Source organism: Terriglobus saanensis SP1PR4, assembly GCF_000179915.2.
Taxonomy (GTDB): Bacteria; Acidobacteriota; Terriglobia; order Terriglobales; family Acidobacteriaceae; genus Terriglobus; species Terriglobus saanensis.
On the sequence record NC_014963.1, the window covers coordinates 1,366,617 to 1,384,387 of the forward strand.

12 protein-coding genes are annotated in these 17,771 nt (G+C 57.9%); 6 read left to right on the top strand and 6 right to left on the bottom strand.

Annotation, left to right across the window (positions count from 1 at the left end):
• Positions 1–21: 21 nt before the first annotated feature.
• Positions 22–1,944: a hypothetical protein gene (locus tag ACIPR4_RS05695; protein WP_013567703.1), complete on the bottom strand. Its 1,923-nt coding sequence runs from the start codon at positions 1,942–1,944 to the stop codon at positions 22–24.
• 98 nt (positions 1,945–2,042) lie between these two features.
• A complete protein-coding gene (locus ACIPR4_RS05700) occupies positions 2,043–3,149 on the bottom strand; it encodes an energy transducer TonB (RefSeq protein WP_013567704.1) in 1,107 nt (368 codons plus the stop codon).
• 430 nt (positions 3,150–3,579) lie between these two features.
• On the opposite strand from ACIPR4_RS05700, the gene galE reads away from it, so the two are divergent.
• Entirely contained in the window at positions 3,580–4,560 is a 981-nt protein-coding gene (galE, locus tag ACIPR4_RS05705; RefSeq protein WP_013567705.1) for a UDP-glucose 4-epimerase GalE, read from the top strand.
• 41 nt (positions 4,561–4,601) lie between these two features.
• Positions 4,602–5,165: a DUF421 domain-containing protein gene (locus tag ACIPR4_RS05710; protein WP_245536467.1), complete on the top strand. Its 564-nt coding sequence runs from the start codon at positions 4,602–4,604 to the stop codon at positions 5,163–5,165.
• Positions 5,166–5,192: 27 nt separating this feature from the next.
• Here ACIPR4_RS05710 and ACIPR4_RS05715 read toward each other — a convergent pair whose 3' ends face one another.
• On the bottom strand, positions 5,193–5,405 hold the full coding sequence (locus tag ACIPR4_RS05715; RefSeq protein ID WP_013567707.1) for a hypothetical protein: 213 nt from the start codon (positions 5,403–5,405) through the stop codon (positions 5,193–5,195).
• Positions 5,406–5,567: 162 nt separating this feature from the next.
• Between ACIPR4_RS05715 and acs the strand changes: the two genes are divergently transcribed.
• Positions 5,568–7,532, top strand: coding sequence for an acetate--CoA ligase (acs, locus tag ACIPR4_RS05720; RefSeq protein ID WP_013567708.1), 1,965 nt, complete (start codon positions 5,568–5,570; stop codon positions 7,530–7,532).
• A 204-nt stretch (positions 7,533–7,736) separates the two neighbouring features.
• On the opposite strand, the gene ACIPR4_RS05725 is transcribed toward acs, so the two are convergent.
• Positions 7,737–10,112: a PAS domain S-box protein gene (locus ACIPR4_RS05725; protein WP_013567709.1), complete on the bottom strand. Its 2,376-nt coding sequence runs from the start codon at positions 10,110–10,112 to the stop codon at positions 7,737–7,739.
• 80 nt (positions 10,113–10,192) lie between these two features.
• Complete coding sequence (locus tag ACIPR4_RS05730) at positions 10,193–10,732, bottom strand: YybH family protein (protein ID WP_013567710.1); 540 nt, start codon at positions 10,730–10,732, stop codon at positions 10,193–10,195.
• A gap of 73 nt (positions 10,733–10,805) precedes the next feature.
• On the opposite strand from ACIPR4_RS05730, the gene ACIPR4_RS05735 reads away from it, so the two are divergent.
• Both ACIPR4_RS05735 and dxs read left to right on the top strand, forming a co-directional pair.
• Entirely contained in the window at positions 10,806–12,206 is a 1,401-nt protein-coding gene (locus ACIPR4_RS05735) for a dicarboxylate/amino acid:cation symporter (protein WP_013567711.1), read from the top strand.
• Positions 12,207–12,330: 124 nt separating this feature from the next.
• On the top strand, positions 12,331–14,220 hold the full coding sequence (gene dxs / locus ACIPR4_RS05740) for a 1-deoxy-D-xylulose-5-phosphate synthase (RefSeq protein WP_013567712.1): 1,890 nt from the start codon (positions 12,331–12,333) through the stop codon (positions 14,218–14,220).
• A 6-nt stretch (positions 14,221–14,226) separates the two neighbouring features.
• Here the strand turns inward: dxs and ACIPR4_RS05745 are convergent, their stop codons facing one another.
• The gene (locus ACIPR4_RS05745; RefSeq protein WP_013567713.1) at positions 14,227–14,772 is read right to left on the bottom strand and encodes an SRPBCC family protein; all 546 of its coding nucleotides are present in this window, start codon (positions 14,770–14,772) and stop codon (positions 14,227–14,229) included.
• A gap of 268 nt (positions 14,773–15,040) precedes the next feature.
• Here ACIPR4_RS05745 and ACIPR4_RS05750 point away from each other — a divergent pair, with 268 nt between their 5' ends.
• Positions 15,041–17,713 carry a TonB-dependent receptor gene (locus ACIPR4_RS05750; protein ID WP_013567714.1) on the top strand — a complete coding sequence of 891 codons (2,673 nt, stop codon included), beginning with the start codon at positions 15,041–15,043 and terminating at the stop codon, positions 17,711–17,713.
• Positions 17,714–17,771 lie beyond the last annotated feature (58 nt).

A 17,771-nucleotide genomic window follows, 5' to 3' on the forward strand; every position in this document is an offset into this window, starting at 1 on the left:
TCCTGATTTGGAATCCTCTGGCTACTGCGGCGTCGGGGCGGTTGCGCCCGGAGCCGTTCCTGCCGCAGCGCCTGTTGCAGGGGCTGCAGTGGTTGGAGTCAGTGTGGTGTCGGCCGGTGCTGCCGTGGTTCCAGCAGGAACTCCCGTTGTAGGAGTTGCACCAGGTGTGGCGTCTGCCGGAGCTGCCCCGGTTGTGGGGGCTGCTGCAGGTGCTGCTTCCGGCGGTGCTTTATAGTACGTCAACTTCAGATAAACCGGAGCCACTTCAAACGGCATCTTGTCGCGTGAGCTGAGAAGAGGTTCGAAGGCAGCGTGCATCTGGATAACCTGATCCGTCCAGGGATCGAAGCGGAGGAAGGCCGAAAGAGGCATCGCGGCATTCTGCTTCAGGTCATTCATGTCCAGCTTGGGTCCCTTGCCAACCAGCGCCTGCAGCCAGAAGGTGGTGGGATCCTTGAACAGGCCATCACCCAGCATCGGCTCGTTGAGAGCCTTGAGAGCCTTGCTGCGCGCCTGAAGCTGCGCGAGGTAAAGTCCAAACTGTCCAGGAGCGTCGCTCAACTCCTTTGGCTGCAACAACTCCAGTGTCTTTTTCGCAGCCTCTTCGTTGTCTTTGTCGGTATGGTGCATCGGGATCCGAGCGAATGCCGAGGTGTCTGGGAAGAGAAGGCGATCATTGAAGGCGTACTTCGTATCCAGGCGATGACCGAGAATCACGTGCGCGAGCTGGAAGGCAATCACGGCATAGAGGTTCGAAACCTGCTCGTTGTTGTTTCCAGGGACGGCGGTAGTATCGATAAGGCTCTTGGAGATGATGATGGTGTTGCCGATGGCTACTGATTCGAGCGGCTCGGTCAACAGCGTGCGGCAGCGGATCGGGCGCGAGAGCTGGATGTTGTTGTAAGCGAGGATGTTCCCCGCAATCTGCTCTAGAATCTTGTCGAAGTCGGATGGAGCATCCAGCAAACCAGCCTGGACGAGGCGGTCGACGACGTTGTCCTCAGCCTGCTGTACCCATGCGCGCTGTGCTCCGAGGGGGCCTACATCCTGTGCATCCTGGGATACGTCGGTTGCGCCCTGAACTTCCACGTCGACGTTCTCGGTGTCCTTGTTCGGCACCTTCAGCACGTAACCCCAGATGTGATTGACGGCCTTGAACTTAACCGTGCTCTCCGTGCTCTTGGGGTCGGACTCTTCTACGTAAAAGCTGGTCGGAAGCCAGAGGTCTTCCTGTACATTCGTGCGCCAGGAATCGAAGTGGTAGAACTCCTTGATGTCCTTTTGCGTTCCGGCAAACGAACCATTGAAGCGAACGATGTTTCCGTTCCGCCGTTCGATCCAGATGCGTCCGAAGAAACGTCCACGAGTGCTCTTGGAGGCAGGCTCTACGTCAAAGACCATCGTAGGCACAGTGCCAAGAAAGTCATTACGTACAAAACCAAACTTGTACATCTGGCGGTTGAAATCCTTGGAGTCCACCAGCATCATCTGCACGAAACCCTCTTCGGAGAACTCCAGATGGAGGGACTTCGAAAGGCCGGAGAGGTAACCCAGCGAGTTCTTGAAGAACCCGAGCTTTCCGCCAGATTTTCCATGAACGGCGGCCGTCTGGTATTGCGAGTCGCCGATGATCTTGCCGAATTCAACGCGGCCGAGGAAATGCTGATCCGATTCGGGCACCTGCAGCAACGCGACATCGGGCTTCATGTTCTGGATATAGGTTTCCACCAGAGGTGCGCGTTCTTTTACGACCTTGATGACTTCCTTCTCCCGCGCGATGGCTTTGTCGATCAAGGCGTTCTGCGCGGCGGTGAGTTTTCGCGCTGGCAGATCTTCCTTCTTTTTTCCACCGAAAAGGCTAATGGCATGGGCCGGAACGGTCGATATTGTGAGTAGGCTCAGGAACATCAGGCCGGCGAGGCTTGGCTTGCGGAAGTTCATCATGGTCTTTGCTGCTCCTGTCGTGGGCATTGCCACGGGTGTACTGATCTTTGACACAGGTTTCCGCCTCGCAGAGGTCAAAACCATCGTGAGCTTCTAGCTTATCCTGCGAGCTGGAAGTTGATATTTACGACGCCATCCCAGTCCACCGGATGACCGTCCTGCATGGCAGGCGAGAAGCGCATGCCTTCCACGGCCTGGATGGCTGCCTGATCCAATCCGTGTCCAAGTCCGCTCGAAATACCAACAACTTGTACTGCGCCAGCGGCCGTGAGATGAATTTTCACGTACACCGTACCTTCCAGATGGAGCTGACGAGCCTCTGCTGTGTAAACAGGCTTCGGTTTGAAGAGCAGCTTGGGTGCTGTGCGGGCCGCCGGTGGGGGAACGCCCATCGGACGAACCGCCTGCGGCTGTGCCGCCGCGATCTGAATCGCGCCTACAGGGCGTGCCGTCACCGGGCCAGTTCCACCCGGTGAACCGAGCTTCACGCCAGTCACAACATGAGCAGAGTTGTCCGTGCCCCCCATTCTTCCGTTGGGTGCTCCGGAGCCGCCAATATTGATCTTGCTGGCCGGTCCAAGGCCTGAGTTGCCAGCGGGCATGCCCGGTGCTCCAGCGCGTCCCAGGTTCACCGGCGAAACAGCCGGTCCGGTGACGTTCTTGATAGGGTTCGTCTGGCTGCCCAGACGAATTGCGCTGGGATGGGAATCGTTATTCGCGACTGAAGTCGCCTGTGCTTGGTTCAGCTTGATCACCTGCGGAGCTGGAGGAGGCGTCACGGCCTTGGGAGGCGCGGGGGTGGGGACGGGAACTGGCGCGGCCTTCATCACCGGCGTCTGAATCTTGGGAGGCTCGGGAACCTCGATCTTGGGAACATTGATCTTGGGCGGTTCCACCACGGCGATTTTGGGGGGCTTCGGTAGCACGGGGATCGGTTTCGGCTTGGGAGCCTCTTTCAATTCCTTTGGGATCGGGGCATCCAGGCGCGAAAGTTTTACAATTTGCTGCTGCTTCTTTACCGCGGCCGTCAGCAAAAGAATCACGAGGGCGGCCGTGACATTCAGGATGAGCGCCGTGAAGAAAGAACCCCGGCTCTGTTTTCCGGCGTTCAGAACTCCGAAGTGAGAAAACTGAATCTCGCTCGGCTTCTCGCGCGTGGACTTCTCTACCGTGGGCTTCTCTTGCGTGGGCGTCTGGATAGCCATACTTGTGCGGTCCTCGTCTGGCCCGAATCGTGGGGCTCGATTGATTGTGTGTTTCCGTCACTAACCATTAACCGGTTTAGGTTGTAAGAGGTTAGCGAAGGTCACTTGGATGTACGGCGCGAAGGGAGATCTTCCGCTACTAAAGTTGTAAGACGCCGATTTCTCGAAAGGGTTTCTCTCTCTACGGAGAGTTCCAAGTTGGATACTTCTGATCCTTCGTGAACTGATGATAAGCGATAGAGGAGGGTTTTCAATGCAACTGTTGGGTTACTCGAAAGTTGGAACTGTTGGGTTAGATTGATTGTTTTCGCATCATTCAGTCCATTTTCCAGTGGTCAATAAATATAAGTTGACTTCATGACGTACCTCACACTGTGCAAGAATCTTGCAAGACGCCGCACCAGCAGGTGTCGCCAAGGGTGATGACGTTATGAATCTTCTTGTTACAGGTGGGGCCGGATATATCGGTGGGACCGTCTCCCGCATTCTCCTCGCAGCCGGACATACGGTCACCATCTACGACAATCTTTGCCACAGCAAGCGCGAAGCCGTAGCTCCCGGTGCGACGTTTATAGAAGCCGATATCGCTGACCGTCCCCGCATTGAGCAGACCCTGCGTGAAGGAAAGTTTGATGGTGTCATGCACTTCGCTGCGCTCATCGAAGCGGGTGAGAGCATGCAGAAGCCGGAGATCTACTTCCGCAACAATACCGCCTCCACTCTCACGCTGCTTGAAGCCATGCTCGCCACCGGGAATAACAAGCTCGTCTTTTCTTCCACGGCGGCCTGCTACGGCGAGCCCGAAAAAACTCCCATCCTCGAAGACGCCACCCTCAAGCCAACGAATGCCTATGGCGAGTCCAAACTTCTCGTGGAACATATTCTCGGTTGGTTCCACCGCGTCCACGGTTTTCGCTACGCCAGCCTCCGCTACTTTAATGTAGCTGGAGCGATCGAGGGATACGGCGAAGCGCACGAACCGGAATCGCACCTCATCCCGCTCATCCTGGACGTTGCTCTGGGTCGTCGCGAGAGCATCAAGATCTACGGCAGCGACTATCCCACCCCAGACGGCACCTGCGTCCGTGACTATATTCATGTCTCCGATCTCGCCGACGCGCACCTTCTCGCTCTGCAGTCTCTCGAAAAGCAGACCCGCGCGATCTATAACATCGGCAGCGGTGGAGGTTTTACCGTCCGCCAGGTCATCGACTCTGTCTCGCGCGTCACAGGCAAACAGATTCCCGTGATCGAAGAGCCTCGCCGCGATGGAGATCCCGCCGTTCTGGTCGCCAGTTCGGAAAAGATCAAGTCGGAGCTCGGCTGGGCTCCACGCTACGCCGAACTGGACGACATCATTGCCAGCGCATGGAAGTGGCATCAGCAGCGATACGTAGGAAAGACCTCCTGATTCTTGCGTAACGCCGTACTCTGGTGAATATGTTTGACCACATGTTCCACCTCCCGTTGCCGATCCTGGAAAAGATCGCACGCCCGGCGATCGTCTATATCTCGTTGATCCTCTTCCTGCGCATCTTTGGGAAACGAGAACTCGCGCAACTCAACCCCTTCGATCTCGTCGTCCTTCTGTCGCTCTCCAACACTGTGCAGAACGCGATCATCGGCGAAGACAACTCCGTCATCGGTGGAATTATCGGTGCCCTTTCTCTTCTCAGCGTCAACTGGCTCGTCAATCGCGGCCTCTTCCGCATGCCGAAGTTGAACCAAATCCTCCAGGGCAGCCGGACGGTGCTCATCCAGGATGGCGTGATCGACGAACAGGCGTTGAAGAAAGAGATCCTCACCCACGACGAACTTATGGGCGTACTCCATAAGAGCGGCGTCCATAGTCCCGAAGAGCTGAAACTCTGCAGCTTGGAACCCAGCGGCAACTTCTATCTCGATAAAGATGAGGACGCTCTACCCTCCGTCCACTTCAAAGCCCTCATGAAGAAGATGGACCATCTCTCCATCGAACTGGCAGCCCTGAAGAAACAGATCGCGAAGGAAAAATAGGGAAGAGAAGACCCGTCGCCTTTAGAGCTACTCCTTTGGAGTGCTCACGCCGTCCACACTCCTGGCCACCTTCAGTACCGCCTTGCGATACCGCTCCGGCGGAGGGTCCATGCGCGCCTCACGAATCGCGGCACGGTATCCGCCGTTGAAGATGCCGTACATCACCGCGAGCGCGCATCCCACGCCGAAGCCGAAGCCCAGAAACACTCCGATGAACACGGCGCTCGAAAACCCAACCATATCTGCAAGCCTAGCAGGCATGTCTAAAAGGATCATCGTAGGCAGTAGGACATTCGCCCAGAGCCAGTTATCTCGCCGCGCTTGTACAATCGCTCACAATCGGTGAACACACGCACGTTGTGCGCGAAATCACCTAATTCCTTTTCAGGGTCTTAGAAACGCATGTCAACAGCTGCTCCCGAATCACAGAACTTCGACTCCTTGCTGCGCGAAAACCGCCTGTTTCCGCCGCCAGCCGAGTTCTCCGCACGCGCACATATTCGCAGTCGCGAAGAGTACGAAGTGATGTACAAGCGCTCCGTCGAAGACTCTGACGCCTTCTGGGCAGAGGCCGCCTCGGAGCTCGAATGGTTTTCTCCCTGGACCGAAGTTCTTAAATGGAACGTACCCCACGCGCAGTGGTTCGTCGATGGAAAACTGAATCTCTGCCACAACGCCGTCGATCGTCACGCCCTCGGCTCCCGCGCAGACAAAACCGCCATCCTCTGGGAAGGCGAGCCCGGCGAGGTCCGGAAGCTTACCTACGCGGAGTTACACGCAGAGGTGCAGCGCTTCGGCAATGTGCTCAAGGGCCTTGGCGCGAAGAAGGGCGACCGCATCGCCATCTACATGGGCATGTGTCCCGAACTTGCCATCGCCCTGCTCGCCTGCGCGCGCATCGGGGCTGTCCACTCCGTTGTCTTCGGCGGCTTCGCAGCGCACGCTCTGGTGGAGCGCATCCAGGACGCCGAGTGCAAGATTGTCATCACGCAGGACACCAGTTACCGTCGTGGCGCAGACATTAAGCTCAAGGCCATTGCAGATGAAGCGGTAGCTGCATGTCCCACCGTAGAGAGCGTCGTCGTCTACCAGCGCACCGGGAAGCCCGTTGACATGCAGGCCGGGCGTGACTACTGGTGGCATGAACTCGCGGCCAAGGCCTCTCCGGATTGCCCTGCCGAATGGATGGACTCCGAAGATCCGCTTTACATCCTCTACACCAGCGGCACCACCGGTAAACCGAAGGGCCTCGTGCACACCACCGGCGGCTACTCGGTCGGAACCTACCTCACCACGAAGTACATCTTCGATCTGCACGAAGACGATGTCTACTTCTGCACGGCGGACATCGGCTGGGTCACTGGCCATAGTTACGTCGTATACGGTCCTCTGCAAAACGGTTCGACCGTGGTCATGTACGAAGGAGCACCGAACTTTCCAGAGTGCGATCGTCTCTGGCAGATCGTCGACGACCACAAGGTCACCGTCTTCTACACCGCCCCCACAGCGATCCGCGCCTGCATCAAATGGGGTGACCAATGGGTTACCAAACACTCGCTCGCCAGTCTTCGCCTTCTGGGAACCGTGGGTGAACCGATCAATCCCGAAGCGTGGATGTGGTATCACCGCATGATCGGTAAGGAGCGCTGTCCCATCGTCGATACCTGGTGGCAGACCGAGACCGGCTCCATCCTGATCGCGCCCATCCCCGGCGCGGTCGCCACCAAACCCGGCTCTGCAACACTTCCTTTCTTCGGCATTGTGCCCGAAGTCGTCACCAAAGAGGGAGACCCCGTTCCCGCAGGCCAGGGCGGTCTGCTCGTCATTCGTAAACCCTGGCCCTCTATGGCGAGGACGGTCTACAACAACCCGGAGCGTTACCAGGCGGCCTATTGGAGCGAGATCCCCGGCAGCTACTTTACCGGCGACGGCGCGAGAAAAGATGCGGATGGCTACTTCTGGCTGATGGGCCGCGTGGACGACGTGCTCAACGTCAGCGGGCACCGCCTCGGCACGGCGGAACTCGAAAGCGCCCTCGTCGCCCACCCTAAGGTAGCGGAGGCCGCTGTGGTCGCTCGTCCCGATGACCTCAAGGGGCAAGCGATCTGCGCCTTTGTCTCTCTGGAAGAAGGGCACGAGCCCAGCGACGAGTTGAAGAACGAAATTAAGAAGTGGGTCGCTAAGGAGATCGGTGCACTCGCTCGTCCAGACGATGTCCGATTTACGCCGATGCTGCCTAAAACCCGCTCCGGCAAGATCATGCGCAGGCTTCTTCGAGAACTCGCGACGACTGGCACTGTAACGGGAGATACCACCACCCTCGAAGACTTCAGCATTGTCGCCAAACTCCGCGAACAGGACGAGTAACGAATTCGCTTTTGTGCCCCATTCTTTCACTGTTTCATCGCGAAAGGGTGGGGTCGCGCAGAGCGCATAAACCTGATTTCGAAGGGCAAAAACAGATCCCTTCGCTTCGCTACGGGATGACAAAGTGGGCCAGAGGAAGGAGTTGTGGGTGCTTACCCCGCCCTTTCGCCAAAAGCCGCGAAAGAATGGGGCACAAAAACTTCTCTAGCTCAAATGCTGGCGTGGCTTTGTCGGAAGCGTAAAGAAAAACGTTGATCCCCGACCGTACTTACTCTCCGCCCAGATGTGGCCTCCGTGCTGCGATACGATCGACCGGCAGATCGCCAGCCCAAGTCCCGTGCCTCCCATTGCGCGGGAGTCGGAGGCGTCGACCTGCTGGAAGCGCTCGAAGATCGACTCCAGCTTGTCGTTCGGAATCCCGCGGCCGTGGTCATGGACTTCAATCTGCGCTTCGTCTCCGCTCAGGTTGCGGGCTTCCAGGCGAATCTTTCCACCCTCCGGAGAGAACTTGATCGCGTTCGAAAGCAGGTTGGTAATTGTCTGCAGGATGCGATCCGGGTCGCCCCAGACATTCACACCCCGTGCTTCAATCTCGAATTTGATCCCGGCCTTTGCTGCCGTGCCTGTCAGCAATCCAGTCGCCCGGCGGAACAGGTCATCCGCGGATGACAGCGTGGAGTGCAGCTCCGCTTTTCCTGAGCCGATCCGTTCCAGCTCCAGGATGTCGTTGACCAGGCTGACCAGGCGCTCCGTGTTGCCGATGGCAATCTCCAGCATCTGCTTCTGTTTCTCAGGACGCGAAGCCAGCGCGCCCGAAGCGATCAGCCCCAGAGAAGCCCGCATCGACGTCAACGGTGTCCGCAACTCGTGGGAGACGGTCGAGATGAACTCGTCCTTCATCTTGTCCAGTGCGCGACGCTCTGTTGTATCGGTAAAGGCCACCACGATGCCGGTAGCCCGGCCGTCCTTCACGATGGGGCAGGCGACATACTCCACGGGGAAGCTGCTGCCGTCCTTGCGCCAGAACAGGTCCGTCGAAGCACGGACGGCTTCGCGTTGGTGCAGGCTCCGCTCGATCGGACTTTCGTCGTCCGCGTATTCCGTACCGTCGGCGCGGGTCAGACGCAGCAGATCGCTTATCTTGCGACCTAGAATTTCATGGGTGCCATATCCCAGCATCGATGCGGCCGCAGGATTCACCACCGTCGCCACGCCGTCCAGGCTTGTCGCAAAGATGCCGTCACCTACGGAGTCAAGAATCGAGTTCGATTGCAGCGTGAGTGCCGACAGGCTCTCTTCCGCGCGCACCTTCTCCGTAATGTCGACGCCAAACCCCAGCACAAACCGGTCGCGTCCTTCGGGAGCGATGAGGCGATTGCGATAGGCCAGCGTGCGACGTTCCCCATTGCGGTGCAACAGGCAGAACGTACCCTGGGCCTCGCCCGTCTTCCGCATCTTTTCAAGATAGGCATCGAAAGCCACAAAGTCTTCGTCCGGCATGAAATCCGTCAGGGACCTGCCCAGCATCTCTTCGATGCCATAGCCCAGGCTTTCTGCTCCATAGGTATTCAGGGAGATCAGCCTGCCCTTGGGTGTATGTGTGAAGACCACACCGAGAGAACCTTCGACCAGTTGCCGGTACTGCGCTTCGCTCTGCCGCAAGGTATCTTCAGCAACCCGCTGCAGAGTCACGTCAATTCCAGTTGCGATCACGAAGTTAAGTTCGTTCTGCGCGTCCATCAGAGCGGTCGCAGTCCACTGAATGCGCCGCAGACCTCCGCCCCTGACCTTCCAGCGATCTTCAAACGAAACCGGAAACGATCCGCTGCGAATCGTCTCAAAGGCCCTGTTTGCCTCGGCGCGGTCTTCTTCAGGAATCAGCGTCTCCCAGAGGTAACGTCCGACGATCTCACGTGTGGCAAATCCGGAGATGGCCTCGCAGGCGCGGTTGAATCGGACCACGCGGCCCGCTGTATCCATGACCACGACCAGTGCGCCGGCTGTTTCGAGGACGGCGGAGACAAAGTTGCGCTCTACTGTCAGTGCACTTTCGACCCTCTGCCGTACGCGCGATTCGTTGTCCATCAACCGGACGCGTGCCTGCAGTTCTAGCCGTGTCATCACCTGCGTAGAAAGAATGCGCAGAGCAGTCGCCTCCGCGTCCGTCAGCAGACGCGAGTGCGGCGAAAGAATACAAAGACAACCGATGCTGCTGCCGTTGGGCGCCAGAAGAGGGGCTCCCGCATAAAAACGAAAAGTGTTTTTTCCGAGCTCAATGCCAAGTCCGTCATAGCGGTCGTCGAGAGACGCATCGGGTATCTGGTAGAGATCGGAACCTGTGATGGCCTCATCGCAGGGAGAGTTTGTACGCGACGTCTGGTCGATATCCATACCAAACGTATTTGTGTACCAGACCGTTTCTTCTCCCACAAAGCTGATCGCGGCGGCGGGCACGTTGCAGACCTGTGCCGCAAGCTGCGTGATCGCCGTAAGGCCTGGGTCAGACGCTGCGTCCACGACGTTGAAGCTTTCAAGCGTGTCGAGCCGTACGTCTTCGTCTTGGAGCAGCGTGTTTCTCACGTAAGGTAATCATCATCGCAGTCCTGACTAACGCTTGTCAGTAGACGTGCGGGCCACAGTCTTCACAAAAGTTGTAGTGCTTAGGGCTTGGGAAGAGCGCAGCAATCGGCTGCAGGCTCCTCAGCGCTGGCGTCCAGCGCGACCTTCCACTCTCCATTCGGTTGCTTGATCCAGACTGTGATATATCTCCCTTCCAGGACGACGGGCTGACCATTTCGGTCTTTCGAGCGTCCCTCATAGTGGCCCCATGTATAACCCATATCGTTGGAGGGCCCCATCTTCCCTCCAACAGGAACCCAAGACAACTGATAATTCTGCGGTTCCCAGTCTGCCGCCGCAGAAATGCGTGTTTTTCCCAATATGGGAGTGCGTTTGTTGTTCAAGGTCAAAGCGTCCGGCGCGAACCAGGAGGCAAAGGCCTTTCCGCCGCCTTTCAGTGTCTCCTGCGAAAAACGGACATCCAGCTCCATGAGCTCCATCACGCCAGCGGCTACCGGCATCTGCCCGAAGGGTCGCGCTACAGGGGGTTTTCCGCCACTCGCGTCGAGAGGAATCTGCGCCCGTGCACCGACCGCGCAAATGCCCAAAGCAACCACTGTTATCCACCGAATTCTTGCCATCTTCTCCACCTCGGGGGCTACATCCTATCAAGCCTTGTACACTCCCCGAATACGACACTATCTACGGAGAACCATGGTTTCAAGACGGTTTGAACTTTCACTTCTCGCAATCGCTGTTGTTCTTCTCGCAGCTGGCAGTGCTTTGGGTATCCTCGCCGTACCGCACTCTCTTGTGTTTAGACTCGGTGTTGCATCGAGAGTCGCGTCTGTTCTTCTGCTCGTCCTGTGGGCTGTGAATCGGCGCAAACTGACGCCATGGATCGCAGTTGCGATGGTCGCCGGGGTGGAACTCGGTCTGGATGCTCCCGCCGCAGCGCTTCAGATTCACTTTCTCTCGGATATCTTCCTCCGTCTCGTAAAAACCATTGCCGCCCCCCTGATTCTGATGACCATCATCTCCGGTGTCGCTGGCCACGGAGATCTCAAAGGCGTCGGCCGCATGGCCTTCAAAAGTCTTATCTACTTTGAAGTCATCACGACGCTTGCTCTGGTCATCGGCCTCTGCGCGATTAACATCAGCAAAGCGGGCGTCGGTATGAATGTTCCCGAAGATCCCGCTTCGTCGGCTGCTCTGAATAGCGCTGCGCCCATCCACTGGCAGGACTTTCTGGTGCACGTCTTTCCTGAAAATATCGCGAAGTCTATCGCCGACGGCCAGGTACTGCAGGTTTCCATCTTTGGCCTCATCTTCGGGATCGCCCTGGCCCTCACGCCACTCGATAAACGGACTCCTGTCCTGCGCCTGACGGAGTCGATCAGCGAAGTCATGTTTCGCTTTACGAACATTGTCATGTACTTCGCCCCCTTTGGCGTGGGTGCGGCCATCGCGTACACCATCGCCAGGATGGGCCCTGGCATCCTGATCCATCTAGGCAAACTGCTCCTTACTCTCTACGCCGCGCTTGGAGTCTTTGGTGTCTGCGTCCTGCTTCCAGTGGCGCTCCTGGCGCGTATCCCGGTGCGCCGCTTCCTGAAACACGTCTCCGGCCCTGCAGCCATCGCTTTCGCCACAGCCGCGAGCGAAGCCGCACTTCCTCGCGTCATGGAAGAGATGGAAGCATTTGGCGTTCCCCGCCGGATCGTCGCCTTTGTCATCCCTGCTGGTTACAGCTTCAATCTCGAAGGTTCCACCCTCTATCTGGCGATGGCCATGGGCTTTGTCGCCCAGGCCGCCGGGATACAGCTCACGCTCGGCCAGCAGGTCTTCATGATGGGTACGCTTATGTTGTCCTCAAAAGGCGTTGCGGGTGTCCCACGCGCCGTCCTTGTCGTCCTCATGAGTACCGCCGCGACCATCCATCTCCCCCCAGAGCCGATCCTGATTCTTTTGGGTGTCGACGCCCTCATGGACATGGGCCGCACCATGATCAGCGTCGTCGGCAACTCGCTCGCAACGGCTGTGATCGCGCGCTGGGAAGGCGAGCTTAATCTCGAAGCGCCGTCTCTCGCCATTCGTGAGGCGATGGCCGAATAAACACTTTGACGGTGTGCAAATCGGTCTCCAAGCAGCACGTCTTCGCCCGCCCGCATCCAACGCTTGATATAGTGAAGGATTGAAGCTGCAAGAGGGCGCAACGCCTGAGGACCTGTAACGCACGATGAGCAACCACCTCGCCACGATCCAATCTCCCGCCGACGTCAAAAAGCTCACGGTCCCTCAACTCGTGGAGTTGGCAGAAGAGATTCGCGAACGTCTCATCCTTGGCGTCTCCAAGACCGGTGGCCACATTGGGCCGAATCTCGGTGTCGTGGAACTGACCATCGCGATGCACTACGTCTTCGATACTCCGCAAGACAGTTTTGTTTTTGACGTCTCGCATCAAGCCTATGTCCACAAGCTCCTCACCGGCCGCGAAAACCGCTTTGACACCATCCGACAGCCGGGTGGCCTGAACGGCTTCATGCTCCGCACGGAAAGCGAGCACGACAGCTTTGGCGCGGGCCACGCAGGCACTGCGCTCTCGGCCGCCCTCGGCATGGCCGTCGCTCGGGATATGTCAGGAGGCAAAGAGCACATCGTTGCCCTAGCCGGGGACGCTGCGTTCACCAACGGCATCTCCTTCGAGGCACTCAACAATATTGCCGTGCAGACCAAGCGGATGATCATCATCCTCAACGACAACGCCTGGTCCATCGACAAAAACGTAGGCGCAATCGCCTCCTACTTCCATAAGATCGTGACGCATCCGAGCTTCAAGTATCTTCACGACCGCGCCGGGGAGTTCATCGCCCGCTTCGGCGGTAAGGCTGTTTCTCACGTCGCACGCAAAGCGGAAGAATCCGTCAAAGGCCTTCTCGGTCCCTCGATGCTCTTTGAAGAGTTTGGCCTGAGCTACTACGGTCCCATCGACGGCCACGACCTCCCGCTCCTGATCGATACGTTCAAATTTCTCAAGCAGCAGAACAAGCCCGTCATCCTGCATGCGATCACGCAGAAGGGCCGTGGTTTCCAGCCCGCGCTCGATAAGCAGAAGAAGTTTCACGGCCTCGGGCCGTACGATCCGGAGACCGGCGAAACCACCGCAGCAGGGCAGAAAACCTACTCCGAGATCTTCGCGGAGACCCTTTCCAAGCTCGCCACCGCCAACGACAAGGTCGTTGCCATCACCGCAGCCATGCCCAATGGCACGGCCCTGGATCTCTTCCGCCCGCTGCATCCGAAGCGCTACTTCGATGTCGGCATAGCAGAAGAGCATGCTGTCATCTTCGCGGCGGGTATGGCGACGAAGGGCTACCGGCCTTTCTGCGCCATCTACTCTACCTTCCTGCAGCGCGCGTTTGACCCGATTGTCCACGACGTCGCCTTGCAGAACCTGCCGGTTGTCTTCTGCATGGATCGCGGCGGCCTCTCAGGAGACGACGGCCCGACGCATCATGGCCTCTTCGACATCAGCTATCTGCGTTCGATCCCCAACATCGTTCACATGGTGCCGCGGAACGAAGACGAACTCGCCGACATGATGTACACGGCCATGCTGCACGATGGCCCATCCGCCATCCGCTATCCGCGTGGCATCGGTCCCGGAAAGCCGGTCAAAGAGCAGCCCGTTGCGCTGGAAATTGGCGTGGCCGAGGTGGTGAAGCAGGGAACGGACGTCACGGTCTTTGGCCTGGGTGCTCTCTTCCATCTCGCGGAAGAGACTGCCGTTCGGCTCGAAGCGCAGGGTCTCTCGGTCGCTCTCATCAATCCGCGCTTTGCCAAGCCGATCGATCGCCACACGGTCGAACGCTATACGAAAGACGCTGGTCTTGTGATCACCTTCGAAGACCATGTTCTCGCAGGAGGCTTCGGTTCCGCCATCCTCGAAACGATGAATGCGCTCGAAATCAACACGCCCGTGGTGCGCATCGGTTGGCCCGACGAGTTCATTGAGCACGGACGCGTGGATGCGCTTCGCGCAAAGTATGGGATCACCGCAGACGAGGCTCTTGTGCAGGCTCAGCCCTATCTGCAGGCCATCCAGCAAGCCCATCTCGCCACGCGCTAGCCATCTTTATCGACCGGTCATCTGCAGGAACTTCGGCATCAGCTTGCAGGTCTGTTCCTGCCGATACTTGAAGATGGATTCGATCTGAGCCCGCCCGGCCAACGCATTCGCGATGTCTCCGAGCGGTCCGCCGGGGAACGCATACTCCAACTCATCCCGGACGAGAGTCCCGCTTACGCCATCGCGTACTTCTGAAAAGACACGGTGGCAGTGTCTCCAATAAGCGAAGGGCCCACGGTCCTGCTCGTCGCAGAAGTGGTCGTTCCACGCGAACTCCGTGATGCGCGCGTGCCAGTTCAGCCGAATTGGCAGCCTGGGGATTGCACGGAAACTCAGGATCATGGTCGTCCCCGTACCTGCTGCGGAAGAGCGGTACTGCGAACCAGAGGTTGAAGCTGGCGCTGCACCCGGACTCTTCAATACCGCCTCTTCAATGCGCGCATCCTGCCATGCAGGCATCAGTGGCGGAAGGTGGACGGGGTTCGCAAAGAACGCGAAGACGCCTTCGACCGGATACGGCAACCACTGCTCCGCTTTAAAGCAATGTTTCATTGTCGCCATCCTCAATATTGCTTCAGAAGTTGCATGCTTTCAGATGCGGGAAAATTTTATGAAGATATACGACTGAAGTAGTCGTGGATCGTGTAAAGTATCCATATCGGACTGATGTTGTCGTAGATAGAGCTGCCTTCGGAGAATCGTCCGTGAAGGCCAAGTGTTTTGTTTGCAGTATTTAGCGTTGGGGCAGTTGAGGGACTTCCTCGAGTGAAGCAAGAGTGGATGTGCAATGGCTATCCACCCAAACCTCGGAGACATTGAAATGAAGAAACACAGAAAAATCTCTCATCCGGCGCGCATCCTCGCCATGGGAACCCTGGCGGTCTACGCCACTGCTTCCAAGTCGCAAACGGTTGCTCCCCAGAGCGGGCAGAACAATGCGACTGGCGCCAGCAATCCTTCCACCCTCGCGTCATCTTCCGCGCGCCGGTTCAACATTGCCGCTGGAACCCTGGAAGGAGCGCTCAACGATTTCCGCGCTCAGTCTGCGGTCGAAGTGAATGTCAAGCTGCCGATGGACAAGCTCCAGGGCATTCAGACTCCCGCCGTATCCGGTCTTTATACCCCCAGCGTGGCCATGCGCCGACTTCTGGAGAACACCGGACTCTCGTTCAAATTCGCCGGTCCAGACAAGCTGGACATTGTTCTCCGGAATGACGAGTCGGTCGATGTGAGCTCGCTGGATATCCTTCCTCTTTCGACCTTCACGCAACCGTTGTTGGACACAGCGCAAACGGTCAACGTGGTTCCGCAGTTCATCATTCAGGAGCAGGCGGCCAACACGCTGCGTGAGACCCTCCGCAACATCCCCGGCATCTCGCTCGCAGCGGGTGAGGGTGGAGCGCAGGGCGACAACCTGAACATCCGCGGATTTTCCGCCCGCAACGACATGTTCCTCGATGGCATTCGCGACTTCGGTTCGTACTACCGTGACTCTTTCGACTACGAGTCGGTCTCTGTGATCCAGGGTCCCGCCTCCGTGGAGTTCGGACGTGGTTCAACCGGCGGCGTGATCAACCAGGAATCGAAAGCGCCGATGTCGAAGACTTCGATTCGGGGTGGCCTGCAGCTTGGCACCAACCTCAATCGCCGCGTGAACCTTGACGTGAACAAGCCGCTGGATGAGTACATCGCCGGTGCGGCGTTCCGTATGAACCTGGTGGGTCAGCAGTCGCAGGTGGCTGGGCGCAACAACGTGGAGATGAAGCGGTTCGGTGTTGCAACTGCGCTTTCCTTCGGCATGAACTCCAACACGCGCTGGAATCTGAACTACCTGCACGAGGCGGAAGATTCTCTCCCCGACTACGGCCTGCCGTACTTTTACGCGAAGGTAGCTCCGGTCGATCGGCATAACTTCTACGGCTTCGTGGACGACAACTGGCTTCGCACAAGTCCTGACATTATCTCGGGTCGCGTCGATCATGATTTCTCGCCGAACGTGTCTTTGCGCAGCTCGCTGCGTTGGGGCAACTATCCGCGCGACGTGCGGATTACCGAACCACAGATCGGCGCGACGGCCACTCTGGCGGGTGTGGGCGCAGTGCAGCCCAATGGAAACTACGCAAGCTATAACGCAAACTGCGGCACAGCCACTTGCTTCCTTGCAACCGCGCCGATCACTTCCATTGGCGTAACGCGCAACCAGATCCAGGCGCGCAGCACGGAAGATATTTTGTGGGAGCAGACTGCGCTGACCGCGCACCTGAGGTTCTTCGGGATCGAAAACGATTCGTCCTTCCTTCTCGAAGGTGGGCGGGAGCGCTCCGCGCCGGTACGTCCTCGTTACACGGTGGCGACCACTCCGGCCACGGCACCATCGCCTGGAGATCTCTTCGTTCCGCTGACCATCACAGCCCCTTCGATCACGCACGTGGCCTCGCAGAGCTATGGGTTTAACTTCATCGATACCCTGAAGATCACGCGTTGGGTACAGCTTTCGGGCGGCATCCGCTTCGACTACTTCAATACGCATTCGGACGCGTTTACACCGACGACCTCCACCACAACCACGCCGATCTATACCGGGACACGCGTCATTCTCGATCATCTCGACAAGATGCCGACCTACCGCGCGGCGATTGCGGTGAAGCCCCGCCCGAACGGCACGGTCTACTTCGACTACGGCACCTCGTTCAACCCGTCCGCGGAGTCGCTTTCACTCTCGGCAAACAACGCAACACTTCCTCCCGAGACGAACGAAACCTATGAGGTCGGTTCTAAGTGGGATGTGATGAACGGCAAGCTGAATCTCTCCGGTGCCTGGTTCCGCACAGAAAAAATGAATGCGAAGGAGACAAGTCCTCTTGATTCGACCATCACCCTCGTCTCCGGAACGCAGCTGGTACAAGGTGTGCAGTTTGGAGCCATCGGCCATTTGCCGCGTCACTTTGATGTGATCCTTGGCTACGCGTATCTTGCGGGTCGGCTGGAGAGCTCCGCGCTCAATGCTTCCCCGTTTGCTTCGCTCAATCTCGGTTTTTACAACAACTGGCAGACTCGCCTGAAGACCGATCCGAATGCCGTCGTCGATCCTCGCTACAACACCGCACCGTTCTACATCAATCCCGCAAACTTCCCGCTGGCAAACGTTGGAAAGAACACAGGCAATCTCTGGGTCACGCATGATCTGGGATGGCGCTTCGTGGGGGGATTTGGAACGAACTACATCGGCGCACGCAGGGCCAGCAGTTCTTCTCTGATTGGCATCTACAACACAGCGGCTACGCCGGTGACCAGCGCTCCTCTCGCGTTCAAGACGCTGCCTGGATACTGGAACTTCGATGCGATGATGCGTCGGCCTCTCACGGATAACCTGAATCTTCAGGTCAATGTCTTCAACCTCACAAATGGTTTCTATATCGCGCAGCCTCATCCGAATCATCTGATTCCGGGCGAAGGAATCAACGCGCAGATTGGTCTCAACCTGCACTTCTAACCCGCCGTGGCGCGTGAGAACAGCCTCCACTCACGCGCCGCGTGTTTTTCTAGAAAAC

Coding starts and splice junctions, on each gene's coding strand:
- ACIPR4_RS05695 (WP_013567703.1), bottom strand. CDS start 1,944: ATGATGAACTTCCGCAAGCCAAGCCTCGCCGGCCTGATGTTCCTGAGC.
- ACIPR4_RS05700 (WP_013567704.1), bottom strand. CDS start 3,149: ATGGCTATCCAGACGCCCACGCAAGAGAAGCCCACGGTAGAGAAGTCC.
- galE (WP_013567705.1), top strand. CDS start 3,580: ATGAATCTTCTTGTTACAGGTGGGGCCGGATATATCGGTGGGACCGTC.
- ACIPR4_RS05710 (WP_245536467.1), top strand. CDS start 4,602: ATGTTCCACCTCCCGTTGCCGATCCTGGAAAAGATCGCACGCCCGGCG.
- ACIPR4_RS05715 (WP_013567707.1), bottom strand. CDS start 5,405: ATGGTTGGGTTTTCGAGCGCCGTGTTCATCGGAGTGTTTCTGGGCTTC.
- acs (WP_013567708.1), top strand. CDS start 5,568: ATGTCAACAGCTGCTCCCGAATCACAGAACTTCGACTCCTTGCTGCGC.
- ACIPR4_RS05730 (WP_013567710.1), bottom strand. CDS start 10,732: ATGGCAAGAATTCGGTGGATAACAGTGGTTGCTTTGGGCATTTGCGCG.
- ACIPR4_RS05735 (WP_013567711.1), top strand. CDS start 10,806: ATGGTTTCAAGACGGTTTGAACTTTCACTTCTCGCAATCGCTGTTGTT.
- dxs (WP_013567712.1), top strand. CDS start 12,331: ATGAGCAACCACCTCGCCACGATCCAATCTCCCGCCGACGTCAAAAAG.
- ACIPR4_RS05745 (WP_013567713.1), bottom strand. CDS start 14,772: ATGAAACATTGCTTTAAAGCGGAGCAGTGGTTGCCGTATCCGGTCGAA.
- ACIPR4_RS05750 (WP_013567714.1), top strand. CDS start 15,041: ATGAAGAAACACAGAAAAATCTCTCATCCGGCGCGCATCCTCGCCATG.